The following is a 22651-nucleotide window of genomic DNA, read 5'->3' as shown; positions in this document are numbered from 1 at the left end:
CACGGAGCGACATCAGCCCCACGGGTCATGCAGATGGACCGGCATGCGGGACCGACCGCGCCGCCTAGAATTGGGGGGCTATGGATCCCGCTGCCCTCTCCGCTGCCCTGCTCGCCGTCATCGTCCCGCTCGCGGAGGCGCGACGAGAGGGGTCCTCGGCCGGGCTCAGCGCCGCCGACCTGCCCCTCGAGCGCCCGAAGAACCGCGACCACGGCGATTGGGCCTCCAACGCCGCGATGAAGCTCGCGAAGGTGGTCGGCGCGAACCCGCGTGAGTTCGCGGCCGAGATCGCCGAGGGCCTCGCATCCGTCGACGGTGTCGCGAGCGTCGAGGTCGCGGGCCCCGGGTTCATCAACATCCGACTCGATGCGGCTGCCGCCGGCGCCCTCGCGAAGACGATCGTCGAGCAGGGCGCGGCGTTCGGAACGAACAACAGTCGCGCCGACGAGATCATCAACCTCGAGTTCGTCAGCGCCAACCCCACGGGTCCGATCCACCTCGGCGGAACGCGGTGGGCGGCGCTCGGCGACGCCCTCGCGCGCATCCTCTCGTCGCAGGGTGCGAAAGTCACCCGCGAGTACTACTTCAACGACCACGGCGCGCAGATCGACCGGTTCGCCCGCAGCCTCGTCGCCGCTCACCAGGGCGACCCGACTCCCGAAGACGGCTACGGCGGCGCCTACATCGGCGACATCGCCCAGCGCGTCGCCGAGGCGTACGACGGAGACATCGACGCCCTCGACAAGGATGCCAAGCAAGAGGCGTTTCGCGAGCTCGGCGTCAACTTCATGTTCGACGAGATCAAGCAGTCGCTGCACGAGTTCGGCGTCGACTTCGACGTCTACTTCCACGAGAACGATCTGCACAACTCCGGTGCGGTCGAGCGCGCCGTCGCGCGCCTGCGCGAGCTCGGGCACATCTTCGAAGCCGACGGCGCCACCTGGCTGCGCTCGACCGAGTTCGGCGACGACAAAGACCGCGTCATCATCAAGTCCGACGGACAGCCCGCGTACATCTCGGGTGACCTGGCGTACTACCTCGATAAGCGCGAGCGCGGCTTCAACCGTTGCATCATCATGCTCGGCGCCGACCACCACGGCTACGTGCAGCGGCTGATGGCGATGTGCGCCGCCTTCGGCGACGTGCCGAACGTGAACCTGCAGGTGCTCATCGGCCAGATGGTCAACCTCGTGCGCGACGGCCAGCCGATGCGCATGTCCAAGCGCGCCGGAACGGTCGTCACCCTCGAGGACCTCGTCGAGATCGTCGGAGTGGATGCCGCCCGCTACGCCCTCACGCGCAGCTCGGCCGATTCGAACCTCGACATCGACCTCGACGTGCTGCAGAAGCGCACGAACGACAACCCCGTCTTCTACGTGCAGTACGCCCACGCCCGGACGCACAACGTCGCGCGCAACGCCGCGGCATCCGGTGTCGATCGTTCCGAGTTCGCTCCCGAGCTGCTCGACCACGAGACGGAGTCGGCCCTGCTCGGCGCCCTGCAGGAGTACCCGCGCGTCGTCGCCCACGCCGCGGATGTCCGCGAGCCGCACCGCATCGCCCGCTACCTCGAAGAGGTCGCCGGCCTCTACCACCGCTGGTACGACAACTGCCGCGTGATCCCGCTCGGCGACGCGCCGATCGAGCCCGTGCACCGCACGCGCCTCTGGCTGAACGACGCGACCGGCCAGGTCCTGCGCAACGGACTGACCCTGCTCGGCGTCTCGGCTCCGGAGCGGATGTAACGGATGACGGATGCCACGGCTCCCACGCCGCGCAAGAACGGCCGGTGGATCGCGATTCTCATCGTGGTCGTCGTCGTGGTGGCGGGTGCCGTGGTGGCGGCCGAGTTCATCGCCCGGTCCGTCGTCTCGAACACCGTCCGTTCGCTCGTCGTGGAGAAGATCGGTCTCCCCGACGACCAGGACGTCGACGTGGAGCTGAGTGGGGTCATCCTGCCGCAGCTTCTCGCCGGCCGCCTCGACGATGTGACGATCACCTCGGACGATGTGACCCTGGGCCCCATCACCGGTGACGTGCGCGCCGAGATGAAGGGAGTCCCGGTGTCGGGCGGCGGCGCCGCCGACGGGGGGACCGCGTCGATCCGCCTCGACGAGCAGCAGCTGCGCACGCTGCTCGCGCAGATCCCCGACTTCCCCTCCGGGACCGTCGCCATGGCCGCCCCCGATCTGACATTCACGAACGAGCTGTCGGTGTTCGGCGTGGGCATCCCGGTCGGGGTGTCCGTGACGCCGGGTGCGTCGAACGGCGACCTCACGCTCACCCCGACGGGTTTCCAGCTCGGCGGGAACAGTATCGACGCCGACACCCTCCGGGCGCAGTTCGGGGGAGTGGCCGATGTCGTGCTTCGCTCGCAGAGCCTCTGCTTCGCTGACCGCCTCCCCGCGGCGCTCACCCTGAACTCGGCGACCGTCCAGGGTCAGAACCTCGTCGCGTCGTTCGACATCGACGGTGGGGTGCTGAACGATCCGGCACTCCAGCGAGACGGCTCCTGCGGATAGGGCGCGGGAAGGGAGCGGCATACGCCGTGCCCTAGACTGCTAGGGCTGCCCGCCGCGTGACTCTCCGCGGGGGCGGCAGCCGTGATCCGCGGCCGTCGCGTCGCCGCAAAACCCGATTGGTCCCTCTGTGTCCGCCTCGCACTCCGCGCTCGTGCCCGAGTGGCTCACCGCCCCGGCCGATGCGAACGAGCTCATCGCTCCCGTCTGGCCCGCGTCCGCCCGTCGCCGCGACGATGGTTCCGTCGAGGTCGGCGGCGTCTCGGTGTTCGACCTCCGTGATCGTTTCGGCACCCCGCTCTACGTCCTCGACGAAGACGAGGTGCGCGCGCACGCCCGCCGCGCCCGCGCCGCGTTCGAATCCGCGGCGGCTCGTCATGGCATCCGCTCCCGCGTGTACTACGCGGGCAAGGCCTTCCTCTCGACCGAAGTCGTCCGGTGGGTCGTCGACGAGGGCCTCGCCGTCGACGTGTGCACCCGCGGCGAGCTCGAGGTCGCCCTCGCGGGCGGTGCGGACCCCGCGCGCCTCGGCTTCCACGGCAACAACAAGAGCGTCGCCGAGCTGGAGCGTGCCGTCGAGGTCGGCATCGGCTCCGTCGTCGTCGACAGCCCGATCGAGATCGAGCGTCTCGCCGCGATCGCGGATCGTCGCGGCGCCGTCCAGTCGGTGCTCGTCCGCGTGCGCACCGGCGTCCACGCCGAGACCCACGCGTTCCTCGCGACCGCGCACGAAGACCAGAAGTTCGGCTTCTCGCTCGAGGGCGCTGCTGAGGCGGTCGCTCGTATCCGGGAGCTGCCGAGCCTGCGCTTCATCGGTCTGCACGCGCACATCGGCTCGCAGATCTTCGACTCCGCGGGCTTCCGCGAGTCGGCGGCGCGCCTGGTCGACCTGCACGCCGATCTGCTCGCCGGGGGAGAGATCCCCGTGCTCAACGTCGGCGGAGGCTTCGGCATCTCGTACACCTCGGTCGACGACCCGAAGCCCATCGAAGAGATCGCCGACGGCATCCTGGATGCCATCGCCGACGAGTGCGCGGTACGCGGCATACCGATGCCCGACGTCGCCACCGAGCCCGGCCGTGTCATCGTCGGCCAGGCCGGTGTCACCCTGTACGAGGTCGGGACCGTCAAGACCGTCACGGCCGCCGAGAACCTCGAGCGCACCTACGTCAGCGTCGACGGCGGGATGAGCGACAACGCCCGCCCGGCCCTCTACGGCGCCGACTTCTCGGCGCGGATCGTCTCGCGCACGAGCTCCGAGACCCCCGCACTGTCGCGCGTGGTCGGCCGGCACTGCGAGTCGGGCGACATCGTCGTGGATGCCGAGTACCTCCCACGCGATGTGACCCCGGGCGATCTGCTCGCGGTGCCCGCCACCGGTGCGTACTGCTTCTCGCTCGCGAGCAACTACAACTACACCCCCCGTCCGCCGGTCGTCGCCGTCCGTGACGGTCAGGCCCGCGTCATCGTCCGCGGCGAGACCATCGACGATCTGCTCTCACGCGACGCCGGCATCCCGGCATCCGCCCCCACCGCAACACCCCACGGAGACACCGAATGACCGACTACCGCACGCTTCGCGTGGCGCTCCTCGGCGCCGGCGCCGTCGGCTCGCAGGTCGCCGACCTGCTTCTCAAGCACGGCGACGAGCTCGCCGACCGCGCGGGCGCGAAGCTCGAGCTCGCCGGCATCGCCGTGCGCAACCTCGATTCCAAGCGCGACGCCGACCTGCCGCGCGAGCTCTTCACGACGGATGCCGAGACCCTCATCGTCGGCAGCGACATCGTGATCGAGCTGATGGGCGGCATCGAGCCCGCCCGCACGCAGGTCCTGCACGCGATCGCCTCGGGCGCTGACGTCGTCACGGCCAACAAGGCGCTCCTTGCCACCCACGGCTCCGAGGTGTTCGAAGCCGCCGACCAGGTCGGTGCGGAGGTCTATTACGAGGCCGCCGCGGCCGGCGCGATCCCGATCATCCGACCCCTGCGCGATTCGCTCGCCGGCGACCGCGTCGTGCGCATCATGGGCATCGTCAACGGCACGACGAACTACATCCTCGACCGCATGGACACCGAGGGCGCCGACTTCGCCGACGTCCTCGCGCAGGCGCAGGCGCTCGGCTACGCCGAGGCCGACCCGACGGCCGATGTGGAGGGATACGACGCCGCGCAGAAGGCCGCGATCCTCGCCAGTCTCGCGTTCCACACGACGGTTCCCCTGGATGCCGTGCACCGCGAGGGCATCACCTCGGTCGACGCCGCGATGATCGAGTCCGCACGCCACGCCGGTTACGTCATCAAGCTGCTCGCGGTGTGCGAGCGCCTGACGGCCGCCGACGGCGCGGAGTCGATCTCGGTCCGCGTCTACCCGGCTCTCGTCGACCGGTCGCACCCCCTCGCGAGCGTCCACGGCGCGAACAACGCCGTGTTCGTGCAGGCAGAGGCGGCGGGTGACCTCATGTTCTACGGCGCCGGTGCCGGCGGAGTGCAGACCGCCTCGGCCGTGCTCGGCGATGTCGTGTCGGCCGCGCGCCGACACATCGCCGGGGGAGTGGGGGTCGGCGAATCGACCCGCGCCAACCTCCCCGCCGTGCCGATCGGGCACGTCATCACGCGCTACCAGATCACCCTCGAGGTCGACGACAAACCGGGCGTGCTGGCCACGGTCGCCGGCATCCTGAGCGAGGGGCGCGTGTCGATCGCGACCGTCGAGCAGACCGTCATCGAGGCGGACGAGAACACTCACACCGGCGGCTCCGCTCGCCTGGTCATCGGAACACACAAAGCCCGCGAGCAGGACCTGAGCGAGACCGTCGAGCGTCTCGCCGCGAGCGGCGTCGTCGAGCGCGTGGTCTCCGTGCTGCGCGTGGAAGGGAACTGAACATGGCACACCTCTGGCGCGGAGTCCTCCGCGAATACGCCGACCGGCTGGGCGTCACCGACGCCTCCACCGTCGTCACCCTCGGCGAGGGCGGTACGCCGCTGCTGCCCGCCCCCGCTCTCTCGCGCCGCACCGGTGCCGACGTGTGGGTCAAGTACGAGGGCATGAACCCCACCGGTTCGTTCAAGGACCGCGGCATGACCGTCGCGCTCTCGCGCGCCGTCGAGCACGGCGCCAAGGCCGTCATCTGCGCCTCGACGGGCAACACCTCGGCTTCGGCCGCGGCCTACGCCGCGCACGCCGGGATCACGGCCGCGGTGCTCGTCCCCGAGGGCAAGATCGCCATGGGCAAGCTCAGCCAGGCCGTCGCGCACAACGGCCGCCTCATCCAGATCCGCGGCAACTTCGACGACTGCCTCGAGATCGCGCGCGAGCTCGCCGATCACTACCCGGTGCACCTGGTCAACTCGGTGAACCCCGACCGCATCGAGGGGCAGAAGACCGCGGCGTACGAGGTCGTCGAGGTCCTGGGCGACGCTCCCGACTTCCACTTCATCCCGGTCGGCAACGCGGGCAACTACACCGCGTACTCGCGCGGCTACCGCGAAGAGGCCGCTCGCGGCGTCGCGACGCGCGTTCCCCGCATGTTCGGCCTCCAGGCCGCGGGTTCCGCCCCGCTCGTGCGCGGCGAGGTCGTCAAGCAGCCCGAGACGATCGCCAGCGCCATCCGCATCGGCAACCCCGCGTCGTGGGACCTCGCCCTCGAGGCGCGCGACGCGACCGACGGCTGGTTCGGCGCGATCGACGACGCCGGCATCCTCGAGGCGCAGAAGATCCTCGCCGGCGAGGTCGGCATCTTCGTCGAGCCCGCCTCGGCGATCAGCGTCGCGGGGCTCCTCGACCGCGCCGAGGCGGGGATCGTCCCCGCCGGCGCCAAGGTCGTGCTCACCGTCACCGGCCACGGCCTCAAGGACCCGCAGTGGGCCCTGCGCAAGGCCGACGGCACCGACGTGCAGCCCACCGTCGTCGACGCGGCCACCTCGGAGGTCGCCTCCGTGCTCGACCTGCAGCCGGTGACCGCGTGACCACAGGCCCCGGCCGTCGGGTCGCGGTCCGTGTTCCCGCGACGAGCGCGAACCTCGGGCCCGGCTTCGACACCCTCGGTCTCGCCCTGAGCGTCTACGACGAACTCGTCGTCGAGCAGCTCGACGACGGCCTCCTCGAGATCGACGTCGAGGGCGAGGGCACGGCCGACGTCCCCCGCGATGCGTCGCACCTCGTCGTCCGCGCGATGGCGCACACGTACGCGTCGGTCGGACGCGCCCTTCCCGGGTTGCGGCTGACCGCGCACAATGTCATCCCGCACGGCCGCGGCATGGGCTCGTCCGGAGCCGCGGTGGTGGCCGGCATCCTCGCCGCCAAGGGCCTGCTCGAGGGCGAGGTGACCTTCAGCGACGTCGACCTTCTGCGCCTCGCGACCGAGATGGAGGGTCACCCCGACAACGTCGCGCCGGGCCTGTTCGGCGGTCTGACGATCGCGTGGATGGATGCCGAGGGCCCCCAGCACAAGCAGCTCATCGTGCACCGCGGTGTGTCGCCGCTGGTCTTCGTGCCGAGCTTCACGATGTCGACCGCCGTCGCACGAAGCCTGCAGCCGCTGCAGGTGCCGCGCGAGGACGCCGTGTTCAACGTGTCGCGTTCGGCCCTGTTGATCGCCGCGATGACGCAGAGTCCCGAGCTGCTCATGGCCGCGACCGAAGACAAGCTGCACCAGAACTATCGCGCCCAGGCGATGCCCGAGACCGACCGGCTCGTTCGCGCCCTCCGCGCCGAGGGGTATGCAGCCGTCGTGTCGGGCGCGGGACCGAGCGTGCTGGTTCTCGCCGATGGACCGGGGCAGCGACTCGCCGCGGCGGATCTTATGGCATCGGTGGTCGACACCCCGTGGCAGGCGCTCATGCTCGCCGTCGACGTCAAGGGTGGTACAGTGAAAATCGCAGAGGGTTCCGCGTAAGTCGCGAATCTGAGCCTCTGCACCACCTGCGAAATCCGCAACACATCGCGAACCCGGTCTCGGCTGCAATCTCCCGAACCGCTGGTGTCTCTTCGTCTGCGTTCTGCATGGCGAAGCGCGATCTGATCACGTTTCATTTTCTGAGGAGCACTCGTGGAGTCCATCTCCGAGACCCAGCCCGTCGACGCGCCCGAGGGCGCTGAGATCCCCGCCGAGGAACAGCCTTCGGCCGAGGCGCAGGGCACCGACAACGACCAGGCCGACACGGCTGCCGAGACCCCGGATGCCGAGGGCGCAGACGCCTCGGCCGCCGAGGTCGCTGCTGACGACGCGACCATCGACGAGGCCGCCGCCGACGCGGCGCCCGCCGATGCCGCGGAGCCCGAGGCGCTGTTCACCGATGACGCGCTCGCCGCCGAGGCGCCCACCGCGGACGCTCCGGCCGAGGCCGTCGCTGAGCCCGCTGCCGAGCCCGCCGCTGCCGAGCCCGCTGCTGCCGAGCCCGCCGCCGCGGCCGAGGAGCCGGCGGCTGCGGCCGCGGAGGCCCCTGCCGAAGAGCCCGCTCCGGTGGAGAAGCCGGCAAAGGCTCCGCGCAAGCGGGCGCCGCGTCGCGCGACGACCGCCTCCGCGAAGGAGAAGGCGGCCGCCGAGGCCGCCGCCGCAGAAGCTGCCGCGGCCGAAACCGCCGCTGCGGAGGCCGCCGCGGCTGACACGGCTGCGACTGACACGGTCGCCGCAGAGGCGCCCGCCGCCGACGTCGCCCCCGAGGCGGAGGTCGACGCGGCAACCCCCGTGACCACCGCTGCCGATGTCGCCGACGACGCCGCCGAGCAGACCCCGACGGTCGACGAGGCCGGCGCGACCGACGCGCCGGTTGAGGGCCACCCCTCTTCGAGCGAGGCTGCCGACACCGCTTCTTCGGACGACGCCGCCGACCAGACCCCCGCGCGGGGTCGCGGTCGGAACCGCTCCCGCAACCGGAACCGCAACCGCGCAGAGACCACCGAGACCGCCGAGGCGCAGCCCGCCGCGGGCGACGAGTCCGAGACAGCTCCGCAGGGCGGCCAGCGCGACGGCGGCGCCCAGAACGGTCAGCAGGCTCAGCAGCAGCAGGGCGGCACCAGCAACCGCAGCCGTCAGCGCAACAAGCGCCGCGGCCAGAACGCGACGGGCGACGAGTTCGATTCCGAGATCGGCGAGGACGACGTCCTCGTGCCGATCGCCGGCATCCTCGACGTGCTCGACAACTACGCCTTCGTGCGCACCACCGGCTACCTGCCCGGGCCGAGCGACGTCTACGTCTCGCTGGGCCAGGTGAAGAAGTACAACCTGCGCAAGGGCGACGCCGTGGTGGGCTCGATCAAGCAGCCGCGTGAGAACGAGCAGTCCAGCCGCCAGAAGTACAACGCGCTGGTCAAGGTCGACTCGATCAACGGTCTGTCGGTCGACGACGCCGCCGCGCGCGTCGACTTCGGCAAGCTCACGCCCCTCTACCCGCAGGAGCGCCTGCGTCTCGAGACGGCACCCGAGAAGCTGACCCAGCGCATCATCGACCTCGTGGCGCCCGTCGGCAAGGGCCAGCGCGGCCTCATCGTCGCGCCCCCCAAGGCGGGCAAGACGATCGTGCTGCAGCAGATCGCCAACGCCATCGCGCACAACAACCCCGAGGTCCACCTCATGGTCGTGCTCGTCGACGAGCGCCCCGAAGAGGTCACCGACATGCAGCGCACCGTCAAGGGCGAGGTCATCGCCTCGACCTTCGACCGTCCTGCCGAAGACCACACCACGGTTGCCGAACTGGCCATCGAGCGTGCCAAGCGCCTGGTCGAGCTCGGCCGCGACGTGGTCGTGCTCCTCGACTCGATCACCCGCCTGGGCCGCGCCTACAACCTGTCGGCGCCCACCTCGGGTCGCGTGCTCACCGGTGGCGTCGATGCGTCGGCGCTGTACCCGCCCAAGCGCTTCTTCGGCGCCGCGCGCAACATCGAGAACGGCGGATCGCTCACGATCCTCGCCACCGCACTGGTGGAGACCGGCTCGAAGATGGATGACGTGATCTTCGAGGAGTTCAAGGGCACGGGCAACAGCGAGCTGCGCCTGAGCCGCCAGCTCGCCGACAAGCGCATCTTCCCGGCCGTCGACGTGAACGCGTCGAGCACCCGCCGTGAAGAGATGCTGCTCTCGCCCGACGAGGTGAAGATCACGTGGAAGCTCCGCCGTGCCCTGGCCGGTCTCGAGCCCCAGCAGGCCCTCGAGGTCGTGCTCGGCAAGCTCAAGGAGACGCAGTCGAACGTCGAGTTCCTCGTGCAGATGCAGAAGTCCATCCCGGCGCCCTCGCGCGGCGGTGACGACAACAGTATCCGCTGATCCGGGCGGCAGACGCGATGTCGGTGCCCGCGATGTTCGAGTCGGTCCGTGGACTGATCGAGGAGCACAAGGCCGTCCAGGAGGAGCTCTCCGACCCGGCCGTGCACGCCGACGCGGCGCGCGCCAAGCGCGTCAATCGGCGATACGCGGAGCTGTCGCGGATCGTCACGGCTCACGAGGCCTGGGTCTCGGCATCCGATGACCTCGAAGCGGCACGCGAACTCGCGCGAGAAGACGAGGCGTTCGCGGCTGAGGTCCCGACGCTGGAGGAGCGGGTCGCCGAGACGCAGGAGCGTCTGCGGCGCCTGCTCATTCCGCGCGACCCCGATGACGCGCGCGACGTGATCATGGAGATCAAGGGCGGCGAGGGCGGGGCCGAGAGCGCGCTGTTCGCGGCCGATCTGCTGCGCATGTACCTGCAGTACGCCGCCTCGATGGGCTGGAAGACCGAGCTCCTCGAGCGCACGGAGTCCGACCTCGGCGGCTACAAAGACGTCCAGGTCGCGATCAAGGGCTCCTCGAGCGACCCCGCTCAGGGGGTGTGGGCCCACCTGAAGTACGAGGGCGGCGTGCACCGTGTGCAGCGGGTGCCCGCGACCGAGTCGCAGGGGCGTATTCACACGTCCACGACGGGCGTGCTCGTCTTCCCCGAGGTCGACGAGCCCGAAGAGGTCGCGATCGACCCGAACGACCTCAAGATCGACGTGTTCCGCTCGTCCGGCCCCGGAGGCCAGTCGGTCAACACGACGGACTCCGCCGTGCGCATCACCCACGTCCCGACCGGGATCGTCGTGTCGATGCAGAACGAGAAGTCGCAGCTGCAGAACCGCGAGGCGGGCATGCGCGTGCTGCGCGCCCGGCTGCTCGCCAAGCAGCAGGAGGAGCGCGACGCCGTGGCCGCGGACGCGCGTCGGTCGCAGATCCGCGGCATGGATCGTTCGGAGCGCATCCGGACGTACAACTTCCCCGAGAACCGCATCGCCGATCACCGCACCGGATACAAGGCCTACAACCTCGATCAGGTCATGGACGGCGCCCTCGGCCCCCTCATCGAGTCGGCCATCGCGGCCGACGAAGAGGCGCGTCTGGCCGCTCTCGCCGGCGACTGACCTTCTCGCGGACCCCTGATCTCAGCGAGAGACGTCGACGATCAGGCGTCCCACACCGGGGGGTGGGGGAGCGGGCCGCGACGGTGCTCGAGTTGCGCCGCCAGTGAGAGCAGGGTTGCCTCTCCGCCGGGGCGGCCGATGAGCTGCACCGAGACCGGGTGGCCGGTCGCATCGGTCGTGACGGGCTGGGTGAGTGCGGGCAGTCCCGCGACGTTGACGAAACTCGAGTACGGTGCGTACTCGACCTGCATCGCGAACGTGCGCTCCGGACTGTGCCCCGCATACGACCCCACGGGCTGCGGCCCCTGCGCCAGCGCGGGGGTCAGCACCGCGTCGAAGGGCGAGAAGTCTGCGATCGTCCGACGTTCGAAAGCGCGTGCCGAGGCCAGGCCGCCCAGCAGTTCGAGCGCCGACAGTCGTCGCCCCTCCTGCACGAGCCACGCGGTCAGCGGTTCGACGAGGGTCATGTCGTCGTCGCTCAACGGGATGCGGGCGGCGCTCGCGCGCCAGAGGACGTGGAAGAGTGAGGCATACCCGAACGGATGCCAGTCGGCATCCGTCACGTCATGGTCCGCATCCGCGAGCCAGGCGGTGGCCGTCTCGAACGCCGTGCGTGCGTCGGGATCGAGCACGATGTCCTCGTCGTCGTCCCACGGCGAAACGGTCGTGACGCCGATGCGGAGGGTTCCGGGTGAGCGCCGCGCCGCATCGACGAACGGGCCCGCACCGGGGGCCTGCGTGGCGTAAGCGAACGGAGCGAGCCCCACGAGCGCGTCGAGGAGGAGGCCGGCGTCCTCGGCTGACCGAGCGATCGGCCCGGTGACCGACAGGCCGTCGGGGGAGTCGAATCCCGAACCGATCGGCAGCCTGCCGCGCGACGGTTTCAGCCCGACGACGCCGACCGTGGCCGAGGGGATGCGGATGGAGCCGCCGCCGTCCGAGCCCACAGCCGCAGGCAGAAGGCCCGCCGCAACGGCGACGGCGGCACCACCGCTGGAGCCGCCGGCCCCGGCCGAGAGCCGCCACGGATCGCGTGCGGGAGCGTGGATGAGCGGTTCGGTGAATCCGGTGAGACCGAACTCCGAGGTGCTCGTCTTGCCGAGGTTCACGGCACCCGCGGCATCGAGAGCGAGGGCGAGAGGATCGGATGCCGTGGGCACGAGATGCGCGCGGGAGCGCGAGCCGTAGCGTGTCGGGACACCCGCACGGGCGACGAGGTCCTTGTCGGCAAGGGGGACGCCCCACAGGGAACCCCGCGCGGGTCGAGCGAGGTCCGCGGCCCGGCGGAGGGCGGCATCCGGGGTCACCTCTGCGAAGGCACCGAGATCGGCGAAGCGCTGGGCGCGATCGAGATAATGCCCCGCGATGTCTCGTGGCTCGAGCGTGCCGTGGCGGAGCGCCGCCACCTGCGCGACGAGCGGCAGGTCGTGCAGGCGCGTCATGCTCCGAGCCTACGGCGTGGATCGAGAGAGGCTGCCGAGCCGTGTCAGCTCGCGCGTTCCCACGCGGCCTCGGTGGCGTCCAGCTGGGCGAGCACCTCGCGAGGAGTCTGACCGAGGTGGTGGCGGAATGCCCGATGCAGGTGCGAGAGGTCGCTGAAGCCCCACTTGGCGGCCAGGTGCGTCAGGGTGACGCGTCCGCGTTCAGCGCGCAGATCGTCCGCGCAGGCGAGGACGCGCACGCGCATCACCGTCTGCCCGTACGTGAGCGGGGCGCTCTCGTACACCTGGTGGAGTTTGCGGACCGAGATGGCGAAGTGCCGCGCGATCGCGGCGGGGGAGGTGTCAACGAAGCGGATGTGGCGCTCGAGATGGTGCTCGATGCTCCGCCGCAACACCGCATCGCCGCCGTCCTCTTCGGCGAGGGTCGTCGTCGGCGACGCAAGGCTCAGAGCCCTGGTCAGCGACGCGACGGCGATGCCCACGGCATCCGCTTCGCCCGCGCTCATGCGAGACGCCTGCATCCAGGAGGAGCGCACCGTGTCGGCGATGACCGCCCCCAGCCCGCCGGCGGCGGAGAACGTGCGTGCCGTGGCGTTCGCGCGCAGCCCGTCGGGGATGTCTCGCGCCGGCACGCGGAACGACACCGTGCGCCAGGGGTCGAGGTAGTCCAGGGAGAAAGGTCGGGTGACATCGACGATCGAGAAGGTTCCGGGGCCCGACATGCTGCGCCGGCCGTCCTGCGAGACGATGCAGCGCCCGTCGAGCATCAGGTTGACGAAGACGACCTCCTCGTCGACCCGGCGTACCTCGTCGGGGCCGTGGTGGATGACCTGGGAGCACGTGGCGATCTCGGCGCCGTTGACCTGGCCGAAGGGCTGACTCTCGACGTGACCCTCGAGTCCCGCGTGCGTCCAGTCGTCACGGGTGCCGCGCGCCGCGGGTCTGAGCGGGGTGAAGGCCGCGCACACCACCTCGCGCCAGTAGGCGTACTGCTCAGACGGGCGCTTCTCGCGCGTGTCCCAGCGATGCATGTGCTTCTCCTCGACGGTGCACGGATGTCGACGGACTCAGCAGAGCAACGTCCTGTTTCCCGAGGCGACCTGCCGCATGTCAGCCCGGTAACGAACTGCTCACCGCGGCGGACCGTGCACGATGGTCCTCGCCGGCGTGCACGGGCGTCCAATCTGCGCCGATCACGGCGCTGCGACGCTACCTGGACCTTCACCCGAACGAACGAGGAGCACACCCGTGGCCATCGACTTCACCCTCTCCGACGAGCAGCTCGGTCTCCGCCTTCAGGCGCGCGAATTCGCTGACAACGTGCTGAGCCAGGTCCCCGACGTCATCGCGCCGATCCCCGATCCGCTCGACCGGTTCCGTGCCCTGAAGCCCTTCTATCAGCAGATGGTCGACGCCGGCTTCGTCAAGGGACTCATCCCCGCCGAGAACGGCGGACACCGCTTCAGCAACCTCCAGTTCGCCCTCGCCTGCGAGGAGCTCGCACGGGTCGAGATCAACACCCCGACCGCGATCCTCGGCACCGGGCTGGGGGTGTTCCCGATCATCACGGCAGGCACTCCTGAGCAGAAGGAACGCTTCCTCGCGCCTTTCACCGACGGCAGCCCGGCCCTGGGGGCGATCGCTTTCACCGAGGCCGCGGGAGGAGCGAACTTCGACCACCCGGACCCCAAGTACGGCGTGCAGACCTTCGCCGTCCGCGACGGCGACGAATGGGTCATCAACGGCCGCAAGGCCTACACCACCAACGCGTCGGGCTGGGACGACCAGGGCGCCGACATCATCAGCGTCGTGTGCCGCATCGACGAGACCAAGCCGCCGGCGGAATCCCTCGCGATCATCGTCGTCGAGAAGGGCACGCCCGGTGTGACCTTCTCGGGGATCATCGACACGATCGGTCACCTCGCCACGAACTCCCCGTATGTGGACTTCGTCGATGTGCGGGTACCGTTGGAAAACCTCATCGGCGTTCCGGGCGACGGGTTGAACCTCACCAAGGGTGCGTTCTCCTGGACGTGCTCGAGCATCGCCGCAGCCGCCGTGGGGAAAATGCGCCGAGCGTTCGAGATCGCCTACGACTTCGTGTCGACCGAGAAGCGATCGGGGAGTGTCCCGGTCATCGACCACCAGAACGCCGGCTACATGCTGGCCGACATCAAGACGCGCATCGAGGTGGGGCGCTACTTCGCGTGGAAGGCCGCCGACCACTTCGACAAGACCGGTGGACTCGACCGCGAGCTGTCGAACATGTCGAAGATCTACAACTCCGAGCTGGCCGTGCAGACCGTGTACGACGCGATGCGGCTCGTCGGCGTCGACTCGTACGGTGATCGCGCCCCGCTCGGCGACATCATGCAGGACGTGCTGTGCCTGCCCGTGTACGACGGCGGCAACATGGGCGTGCGGCGTCGCCACCTGCACGAGATGCTGCGCACCCCCGGATACGACCACTTGGCCGCGGCGGAGAATCGCCTGTCGGTCTGACAAAACCGCCCCGTGTGGAACCGCGGCGATGGCGGTTCCACACGGGGCTCTTCCGCGCGCAGGCGGCGGCGCGTCAGATCGAGTACTCGGGTGCCATCAGCAGGGCCCGTGTGTCTTCACCGGCCCGTCGCGAGCGCGCCTTCGCCGGCACGCCCACGAGCACGCTGTCCGCGGGCGCATCGCGCGTGACCACCGCATTCGCCCCGATCACTGCTCGCGCTCCGATGGTGACGGGCCCCAGGACCTTCGCCCCGGCTCCGACGGCGACTCCATCGTGAAGCGTGGGGTGGCGCTTGCCGCCCTCGCGCTGCCGACCGCCGAGGGTCACGCCGTGGTAGAGCATGACGTCGTCGCCGACCTCGGCCGTCTCACCGATGACGACGCCCATGCCGTGGTCGATGAAGAAGCGGCGTCCGATCGTGGCGCCGGGGTGGATCTCGATGCCGGTGAGCCAGCGCGTCGCCTGGGACAGGGCCCGCGCCGGGAAGCGCAGCCCCCGTCGCCACAGGCGGTTCGCGACGCGGTACGACCACACGGCGTGCAGCCCCGGGTACAGCAGCGCGATCTCGAGCCCGCCTCGAGCCGCGGGATCGCGGAGCTTCGCCGAGGAGATGTCTTCGCGGATGCGGGAGAGAACCCCCACCGTCAGTCTTCGCGCAGGTGCTCGTAGAGGGCGGTCGAGAGGTAGCGCTCGCCGTACGACGGGATGATCACGACGATGTTCTTGCCGGCGGCCTCGGGACGGCGCGCGATCTCGAGCGCGGCCCAGATCGCCGCTCCCGACGACATGCCGACCAGGATGCCGTCCTTGGCCGCGGTCTCGCGGGCGACGCGGATCGCGTCGTCGAACTCGACGTCGATGACCTCGTCGAGGATGTCGCGGTCGAGGATCGCGGGGACGAAGTTGGGACCGATGCCCTGGATCTTGTGGGGCCCCGGGTGCCCCTTCGTGAGGATGGGGGAGTCGGCGGGCTCGACGGCGACGATCTTGACGCCGGGGACGCGCTCCTTCAGCACCTGGCCGACACCGGTGATCGTTCCGCCCGTGCCGATGCCGGCGACGAAGTAGTCGACCTTGCCGTCGGTGTCGCGCAGGATCTCTTCTGCGGTCGTCTTGCGGTGGATCGCCGGGTTCGCCTCGTTCTCGAACTGGCGCGCCCACACGGCGCCCGGAGTCTCGGCGACGATGCGCTTGGCCTCGTCGACCGCGTACGACATGCCCTTGGTGGGGTCGGTCAGAACGAGCTCCGCGCCGAACGCCTTGAGCAGGATCCGGCGCTCCTTCGACATCGAGGCGGGCATCGTGAGGATGACCTTGTAGCCGCGAGCGGCGCCGACCATCGCCAGGGCGATGCCGGTGTTGCCGCTCGTGGACTCGACGAGGGTGCCGCCCGGCTTCAGCTCGCCCGACGCTTCTGCGGCGTCGACGATCGCGATGCCCAGGCGATCCTTGACGCTGGAAGCCGGGTTGTAGAACTCCAGCTTCGCCAGGATCTGCGCCTCGGTCCCCTCCGCAACGCGGTTCAAGCGCACCAGCGGAGTGTCGCCGAACGCAGAGGTGATGTCGGAGTGGATGCCGGGCATGGGTCGCCTTTCGCCGTCGATGAGAACGCGATCATCCTAGGCGAGTCCTCCGACACGCAGGCGTGTGTGACGCCGGACGACTAGGCTCGGACCCCGTCATGCGTGAGACCGCACCACCCCCCGCCCCCACGGCCGTTCCCGTCGCCGACGTCGTCCGCGACCTCGAGACCCGTTTCGCGGTCGCGGGTATCCCCGACCCGCGGGTCGACGCCGAGCTCCTCGCCGGGCACGTGCTGCACCTCTCGCGCGGGGGAGTGCAGGCCGCCGCGATCCGCGGAGACCGGATGCCGCCCGCCGCCACCGCCGAGCTGCTTCCGCTCGCCGATCGTCGCTGCGCCCGCGAACCCCTCCAGCACCTCACCGGCGTCGCCCCGTTCCGTTCGCTCGAGCTGGCCGTCGGTCCGGGCGTGTTCGTCCCGAGGCCCGAGACCGAGATGGTCGCGCAGCTGGCGATCAACGCGCTCGGCGCCGTCGCATCCGAGTCGCCGATCGCCGTCGATCTCGGAACCGGCAGCGGCGCGATCGCCCTGGCGATGGCCACCGAGGTTCCGCACGCGCGGGTGTTCGCCGCCGAGAACAGCGTCGACGCGTTCATCTGGACGAAAGAGAACGTCGCCCGGATCGGAGCGGAGAACGTCACCCTCGCCTTCGTCGACCTCGCCGACGCGTTCCCCGAGCTCGACGGAACCGTGTCGGTCGTGGCATCCAACCCGCCGTACGTGCCCGACGACGCCATCCCCCGCGATCCGGAGGTGCGGCTGTACGACCCTCCGGCCGCGCTGTACGGCGGACCGGACGGGCTGGATGCCGTGCGCCACCTCTCGCGAGTCGGATTGCGGCTCGGCCACCCCGGGGCGACCCTCGTCATCGAACACGGCGAGTGGCAGGGCCCCGCGATCCGCGATCTCCTGACGGCGGACGGGTGGCGCGCTGCCGCGACGCACCCGGACCTGACCTCGCGCGACCGGGCGACGACGGCGGTGCACCCCTGACACGCGCCGTCGGGAGTGAAGAGCCTCCGACGCGCAAGTAGACTGGCGCGCGATATGTCACCTGTCTACGACTGCCGAGACGAGTCGCAGCTGCTCTCGGGCATGCGCCATGCACGCCAGGCGATCGGCCGCGGCGAGCTCGTCGTGCTTCCCACCGACACCGTCTACGGCGTCGCCGCCGACGCGTTCAACGCCCGCGCCGTGGCCGGTCTCCTCGAGGCCAAGGGTCGCGGTCGCCAGCAGCCGCCGCCGGTCCTGGTCGCCGGGGTCGGCACCCTGCGGGCGCTCGTGGCCGAGATCCCTCCCGCCGTCGACGACCTCGTGCGCGAGTTCTGGCCGGGCGGGCTCACCATCGTGCTCCCCGCTCAGCCCTCCCTGTCATGGGACCTCGGCGACACCCACGGCACCGTCGCCGTACGCATGCCGGCTCACCACCTCACCCTCGAGCTCCTCGAAGAGACGGGCCCTCTCGCCGTCTCCAGCGCGAACCGCACCGGCATGGCTGCGGCCGTGAACATCGACGCCGCGCGCGACATGCTCGGCGACAGCGTCGCCGCCTACCTCGACTCCGGCCCGAGCGAGACGGGGATCGCGTCCACGATCGTCGATGCCACCACCCTCGTCGGCGGTGCCGAGCCTCGCGTGCGTGTCCTCAGAGAGGGCGCCGTCTCCCGCGAACGTCTGCGAGAGGTGCTCGGGGATCTTCTCGAGCCGGATCCCGACCCCGATGCTCCCGTGCCGACCCCCGCCGCGGCTTCTGCCGATGCGTCCAGCGTCGACGCGTCGAACGGCGAGCCCGCGCGTGCGGCGTCGGACACGGATGCCGAGGCGCCGGGTCCGTGACCCAGTACCTCCTCACCATCCTCTTCACGGCGGCGGTCACGCTCGCGCTGTCGTGGGTGGTGTGGAAGCTCGCCCTGCGCTTCAAGCTCTATCCCGGCATCCGGGATCGGGATGTCCACAAGACCCCGACGCCTCGCCTGGGTGGCGTCGCGATGTTCCTGGGGCGTCGTCGCCGCCTTCGCCCTGTCGAGCCGTAACCCGTACTTCTCGATCTTCTGGGTCGACCCGGCCCCCGTTCTCTGGTTGCTCGGCGCTGTTCTGCTCATCGTGCTCGTCGGGGTCGCCGACGACCTGTGGGACCTGGACTGGATGATCAAGCTCGGCGCGCAGTTCGTCGCGGCCGGGATGATCGCGTGGTTCGGTCAGCTGCAGATCCTGTCGCTGCCGATCGGCGCCCTCACGGTGGGGTCGAGCTGGGTCAGCTTCCTTCTCACGGTCTTCGCGCTCGTCGTGGTGATGAACGCCGTCAACTTCATCGACGGGTTGAACGGTCTCGTGGCGGGCGTGTGCCTGATCGCGAACGGGGTCTTCTTCGCCTACTCATACCTGCTCGTGCGGGACACCGGCGCCAGCACCTACTTCAACCTGGCCTCCTTCATCGCGGCCGTGCTGGTCGGCGCGTGTCTCGGCTTCCTCCCCATGAACTGGACGCCGGCGAAGCTGTTCATGGGCGATGCTGGCGCCCTGATGCTGGGTCTGCTCATGGCCAGCTCCGCGATCGCCATCACGGGGCAGCTCGACCCGGCCGTCCTGGACCCCGAGAAGATCGGCCGTTCGCAGCTGCTGGGCGCGTTCATCCCGATCCTGCTCCCGGTGGTGATCGTCCTCCTTCCGCTGCTGGACTTCGGCCTCGCCGTGGCTCGCCGCCAGTGGGCGGGCCGGTCGCCCTTCTCGCCCGATCGCAAGCACCTGCACCACCGCATGCTCGACATGGGGCACACCGACACCAGTGCGGTCCTCATCTTCTACTCCTGGACGGCCGTGGTGAGCCTGGCCTTCCTGCTCATGTACATCGGAACCCAGCAGAGCTGGCCCGGCGACTATCTGTTCGGCATCCTGTTCGGCGCGGTCGGCGTCGTCGCCTGCGCGGTGCTGACCGTTCTTCCCTCCCCGCATCGCTGGCGACTCGCGTCGCGGCGTCCGCGTCCCACCCCACCGGAGCCCCACTCATGACCAGCATCACTCCCGCCCGTCGCCCGTCCAGCACCCCGGTGCTGAGAACCGCCCTGGTCTGGGGAGGCATCGTCACCGTCGTCCTGCTCGTCGTCGGCGCGGTCGTCGGCTTCGCGGTCGGGGGAGCGGGAGGTCTCGGCAGCGCTCTGTCCGGAGTCGCGGTGAGCGCGGTCTTCCTCGCGGTGACCGCCGCGAGCATCCTCATCGCCAATCGGTGGTTCGGTGACCCGCTGTACGTCCCGCTCTTCTTCGGCATCGTGCTCGGAGGCTGGCTGCTGAAGCTCGTGCTGTTCATCGTCGCCATCGTCGTGCTCCGGGAACAGGCGTGGGTGAGCCCGGTGATCTTCTACGTCGCGCTGGTGGTCAGCGTGGTGGCGTCCCTGGTCGTCGACGTCGTCGTGCTCCTGCGCATGCGCATCCCCAGCGCGAGCGACGTATCCCTGCCCACGGATCCCGACGAGGGCGACCGCCGGTCCTGACGACGACGCCCACCCGCCTATCGTCCCGTCGCCCGTTGTGCAAGCCGGATACCCCGGTGCCGAGAGGATCCGTCGCACGCGCCACATGGATCCGCTGGGAGTTTGATAGGGTGGGGTAAGTACCCGCCCGCACCAGGGTTATCCCTCCAGGTCTGCATTCTGGGTGCTCTCACCGACCATCGTCGCAACGGTTCACACCGATGCCCCGAAGCTGGAGCCAGCGCTGACTACTCAAGCTGCGACCCTGATCACGAACCTCGCGTCCGCGGGTGCGGAGTTCCACCCGCCGTCCATCGGCGAGTTCTTCCCCGACGCGGTGCTCTTCGAGGGCACGATCTTCGCGATCACCCGCATCAACCTGACGCAGATGCTGGCCACGCTCGTGCTCGTGCTGTTCCTGGTCATCGGAACCCGGCGCATGACGGTCGTCCCCGGCCGGTTCCAGAGCGTCGTCGAGATGGGCCTGGACTTCGTCCGCGTCAACATCGCCGAAGACATCCTCGGGCGCAAGGACGGCAAGCGCTTCCTGCCGATCCTGACCACCATCTTCTTCATGGTGTTGTTCATGAACATCACGGGTGTCATCCCCGGTCTGAACATCGCCGGCACGAGCGTCATCGCCGTGCCCATGCTGCTGGCGATCGTCGCCTACGTGACGTTCATCTACGCCGGTATCAAGAAGAGCCCCGGCGGCTTCTTCAAGAACGCTCTGCTGCCCTCCGGCGTCCCGTGGCCGCTCTACATCATCATCGTCCCGCTCGAGTTCCTCTCGACCTTCATCATCCGTCCCGTCACGCTGACGCTGCGACTCCTGATGAACATGGTCGTCGGCCACCTCATGCTGGTGCTGTTCTTCTCGGCCACGCAGTTCTTCGTGGTCGACCTCAGCGGCTGGTGGACGGCTCTCGGCGCGGGTTCCCTCGCCTTCGGCTTCGCCTTCACCCTGTTCGAAATCTTCGTCGCCTTCCTCCAGGCGTACGTCTTCGCGATCCTCACCGCGGTCTACATCCAGCTCGCGGTCGCAGAAGAGCACTGAGCGGCCCGGCGCACGCCGAGCCACCCAACCGAAAGGAAAAATCCGTGGACGCAACTACGGTTCTCGCCCAGGTCACCGGTAACGTCGCCACGATCGGCTACGGCCTCGCCGCGATCGGCCCCGCCATCGGCGTGGGTATCGTCGTCGGCAAGACGATCGAGGGTGTCGCCCGTCAGCCCGAGCTCGCGGGTCGCCTGCAGGTGCTGATGTTCATCGGTATCGCCTTCACCGAGGCGCTCGCCTTCATCGGCATCGCGACCGGCTTCATCTTCACCTGATCCGGCCGCTCTCGACTCACTGTAAGGAGACAGGATGCTGAACGCTCTTGTCACACTCGCCGCGGAGCCCGCGGGGGAAGCGCACAACCCGCTCATTCCCGCGGTCTACGACATCATATGGTCGGCCGTGTGCTTCGTCGTCATCGTCTTCGTGGTGTGGCGCGTCGCTCTGCCGCGCATGGCGAAGCTGCTCGACGAGCGCAGTGCTGCCATCGAGGGCAACATCGCGAAGGCCGACGAGGCTCAGCGACAGGCCGAGGCCGCCCTCGAGCAGTACACCGCCCAGCTCGCCGAGGCGCGCCGTGAGGCCGGTGAGATCCGCGAGACCGCGACCCAGGACGGCCGCAAGATCGTCGCCGAGGCGAAGGAGACCGCCGCGGTCGAGGCCGCGCGCATCACCGCCGCCGCTCACAACCAGATCGAGGCCGAGCGCCAGACCGCTCTCGTCCAGCTGCGCTCCGAGGTCGGCACCCTTGCCGTCGACCTCGCGGGCAACGTGATCGGAGAGACCCTGTCGGACGACGCCCGTGCGAACGCCGTCGTCGACCGCTTCCTCGCCGAGCTCGAGGCATCCGAGACCCTTCGACAGGCTCAGGGACCGGTGAGTAACTGATGGGCAGCGCGACCACTCAGGCGCGGACCGCGACGGCGGAGGCCCTGGCTTCCACCTCGGGCGTCGATCTCGACGTCGCGCGCGAACTGTTCGCTGCCGTCGGCACCGTGAGCGGGTCGGCTCAGCTGAGCGGCGCGCTGTCCGACTCGTCGGTGCCGGCTCCCGCTCGCGCGGGACTGGTGTCGGCCGTCTTCGGCTCTTCCTACCGTCCCGCGACGGTGGCGCTGCTCAGCAGTGCCGCTCAGCAGCGCTGGTCCACCTCCGCCGAGTTCGTCGAGGGCATCGAGGAGCTCGCCGTTCGCGCCACAGCCGTGGCGGAGTCGGCCGACATCGAGCCCGAGCTGTTCTCGTTCTCGCGTACGGTCGCCGCCAACGGAGAGCTCGAGCTCGCACTGGGCGGGCGTCTCGGAGACGCCTCCGCAAAGGGCGCGCTCGTCACGAAGCTCCTCGACGGACGCGTCAGCGCCGGTACGACCCTGATCGTGTCGTCGCTCGTGCAGAACGCCCGCGGTCGTCGGGTGCGCGCACTCCTCCGCCGCGCGGAGAGCATCGTCGCCGACCAGCGGACGCGCATCGTCGCGACCGTTCTACGCGGCAGCGCCTCTGAGCGCCGAGCAGCAGACCCGTCTGCAGAACGCTCTCAGCGCTCGCTACGGTTCGGCGGTCACGCTGAACACCGTGATCGACCCGACGGTGGTCGGCGGTCTGCGCGTGCAGATCGCGGACGACGTCATCGACGCGAGCGTGTCCGCACGTCTCGCTGACCTCCGCCAGCGGATCGCAGGCTAAAGACTTTCCGCCCGAACGGGCGTGGATCTGG

The 22651-nt window shown here is 69.8% G+C and carries 20 protein-coding genes and 1 pseudogene; 17 read left to right on the top strand and 4 right to left on the bottom strand.

Annotation, left to right across the window (positions count from 1 at the left end; genetic code table 11):
• Nucleotides 1-80: 80 nt before the first annotated feature.
• The 8 genes from argS to prfA all read left to right on the top strand — a co-directional run bounded on the left by argS (nt 81) and on the right by prfA (nt 10889).
• Nucleotides 81-1745, top strand: coding sequence for an arginine--tRNA ligase (argS, locus tag QE388_RS00415; protein WP_307382074.1), 1665 nt, complete (start codon nt 81-83; stop codon nt 1743-1745).
• Nucleotides 1746-1748: 3 nt separating this feature from the next.
• Nucleotides 1749-2522 (top strand): DUF2993 domain-containing protein, encoded by a 774-nt coding sequence (locus QE388_RS00410; protein WP_307382072.1) that lies wholly within the window; start codon nt 1749-1751, stop codon nt 2520-2522.
• A 127-nt stretch (nt 2523-2649) separates the two neighbouring features.
• A complete protein-coding gene (gene lysA, locus QE388_RS00405; RefSeq protein ID WP_307382069.1) occupies nt 2650-4080 on the top strand; it encodes a diaminopimelate decarboxylase in 1431 nt (476 codons plus the stop codon).
• Nucleotides 4077-5399, top strand: a complete 1323-nt coding sequence (locus QE388_RS00400) for a homoserine dehydrogenase (protein WP_275797220.1) — start codon at nt 4077-4079, stop codon at nt 5397-5399. Before lysA ends, QE388_RS00400 begins: the two co-directional genes overlap by 4 nt.
• A 2-nt stretch (nt 5400-5401) precedes the next feature.
• The gene (gene thrC, locus QE388_RS00395) at nt 5402-6484 is read left to right on the top strand and encodes a threonine synthase (RefSeq protein WP_275797222.1); all 1083 of its coding nucleotides are present in this window, start codon (nt 5402-5404) and stop codon (nt 6482-6484) included.
• The gene (thrB, locus tag QE388_RS00390) at nt 6481-7413 is read left to right on the top strand and encodes a homoserine kinase (RefSeq protein WP_058627825.1); all 933 of its coding nucleotides are present in this window, start codon (nt 6481-6483) and stop codon (nt 7411-7413) included. The genes thrC and thrB overlap by 4 nt, the downstream gene beginning before the upstream one ends.
• A 153-nt stretch (nt 7414-7566) precedes the next feature.
• Nucleotides 7567-9780 carry a transcription termination factor Rho gene (gene rho / locus QE388_RS00385; protein ID WP_307382062.1) on the top strand — a complete coding sequence of 738 codons (2214 nt, stop codon included), beginning with the start codon at nt 7567-7569 and terminating at the stop codon, nt 9778-9780.
• A gap of 32 nt (nt 9781-9812) precedes the next feature.
• Nucleotides 9813-10889 (top strand): peptide chain release factor 1, encoded by a 1077-nt coding sequence (gene prfA / locus QE388_RS00380; RefSeq protein WP_307387023.1) that lies wholly within the window; start codon nt 9813-9815, stop codon nt 10887-10889.
• 41 nt (nt 10890-10930) lie between these two features.
• On the opposite strand, the gene QE388_RS00375 is transcribed toward prfA, so the two are convergent.
• Complete coding sequence (locus QE388_RS00375; protein ID WP_307382059.1) at nt 10931-12331, bottom strand: amidase; 1401 nt, start codon at nt 12329-12331, stop codon at nt 10931-10933.
• A gap of 44 nt (nt 12332-12375) precedes the next feature.
• A complete protein-coding gene (locus QE388_RS00370; protein ID WP_307382057.1) occupies nt 12376-13362 on the bottom strand; it encodes a helix-turn-helix domain-containing protein in 987 nt (328 codons plus the stop codon).
• Between the two features lie 217 nt (nt 13363-13579).
• On the opposite strand from QE388_RS00370, the gene QE388_RS00365 reads away from it, so the two are divergent.
• Nucleotides 13580-14833, top strand: a complete 1254-nt coding sequence (locus tag QE388_RS00365) for an acyl-CoA dehydrogenase family protein (RefSeq protein ID WP_307382055.1) — start codon at nt 13580-13582, stop codon at nt 14831-14833.
• Between the two features lie 73 nt (nt 14834-14906).
• Here the strand turns inward: QE388_RS00365 and epsC are convergent, their stop codons facing one another.
• Together epsC and cysK are read right to left on the bottom strand one after the other, a co-directional pair.
• The gene (gene epsC / locus QE388_RS00360) at nt 14907-15476 is read right to left on the bottom strand and encodes a serine O-acetyltransferase EpsC (RefSeq protein ID WP_307382051.1); all 570 of its coding nucleotides are present in this window, start codon (nt 15474-15476) and stop codon (nt 14907-14909) included.
• A gap of 2 nt (nt 15477-15478) precedes the next feature.
• Nucleotides 15479-16417: a cysteine synthase A gene (cysK, locus tag QE388_RS00355; RefSeq protein ID WP_058597259.1), complete on the bottom strand. Its 939-nt coding sequence runs from the start codon at nt 16415-16417 to the stop codon at nt 15479-15481.
• A gap of 98 nt (nt 16418-16515) precedes the next feature.
• Here cysK and prmC point away from each other — a divergent pair, with 98 nt between their 5' ends.
• The 8 genes and pseudogenes from prmC to QE388_RS00315 all read left to right on the top strand — a co-directional run bounded on the left by prmC (nt 16516) and on the right by QE388_RS00315 (nt 22620).
• Nucleotides 16516-17409 carry a peptide chain release factor N(5)-glutamine methyltransferase gene (gene prmC, locus QE388_RS00350; RefSeq protein ID WP_307382049.1) on the top strand — a complete coding sequence of 298 codons (894 nt, stop codon included), beginning with the start codon at nt 16516-16518 and terminating at the stop codon, nt 17407-17409.
• Between the two features lie 54 nt (nt 17410-17463).
• A complete protein-coding gene (locus QE388_RS00345; protein WP_275797240.1) occupies nt 17464-18252 on the top strand; it encodes an L-threonylcarbamoyladenylate synthase in 789 nt (262 codons plus the stop codon).
• Nucleotides 18249-19425 (top strand): annotated as a pseudogene (locus QE388_RS00340) (MraY family glycosyltransferase). The gene QE388_RS00345 and the pseudogene QE388_RS00340 overlap by 4 nt, the downstream one beginning before the upstream one ends.
• A complete protein-coding gene (locus QE388_RS00335; RefSeq protein ID WP_307382045.1) occupies nt 19422-19904 on the top strand; it encodes a hypothetical protein in 483 nt (160 codons plus the stop codon). The pseudogene QE388_RS00340 and the gene QE388_RS00335 overlap by 4 nt, the downstream one beginning before the upstream one ends.
• A gap of 223 nt (nt 19905-20127) precedes the next feature.
• Nucleotides 20128-20940, top strand: a complete 813-nt coding sequence (atpB, locus tag QE388_RS00330; protein ID WP_373426631.1) for a F0F1 ATP synthase subunit A — start codon at nt 20128-20130, stop codon at nt 20938-20940.
• Nucleotides 20941-20984: 44 nt separating this feature from the next.
• Nucleotides 20985-21218, top strand: coding sequence for a F0F1 ATP synthase subunit C (gene atpE, locus QE388_RS00325; protein ID WP_043360904.1), 234 nt, complete (start codon nt 20985-20987; stop codon nt 21216-21218).
• A gap of 34 nt (nt 21219-21252) precedes the next feature.
• The gene (locus tag QE388_RS00320; protein ID WP_275797259.1) at nt 21253-21831 is read left to right on the top strand and encodes a F0F1 ATP synthase subunit B; all 579 of its coding nucleotides are present in this window, start codon (nt 21253-21255) and stop codon (nt 21829-21831) included.
• Between the two features lie 603 nt (nt 21832-22434).
• Nucleotides 22435-22620, top strand: a complete 186-nt coding sequence (locus QE388_RS00315; RefSeq protein WP_307387022.1) for a FoF1 ATP synthase subunit delta — start codon at nt 22435-22437, stop codon at nt 22618-22620.
• Nucleotides 22621-22651 lie beyond the last annotated feature (31 nt).

Origin of the sequence: Microbacterium sp. SORGH_AS_0969, assembly GCF_030818255.1 — a bacterium.
Taxonomy (GTDB): domain Bacteria; phylum Actinomycetota; class Actinomycetes; order Actinomycetales; family Microbacteriaceae; genus Microbacterium.
This window is presented reverse-complemented; position numbering and strand designations above follow the sequence as displayed.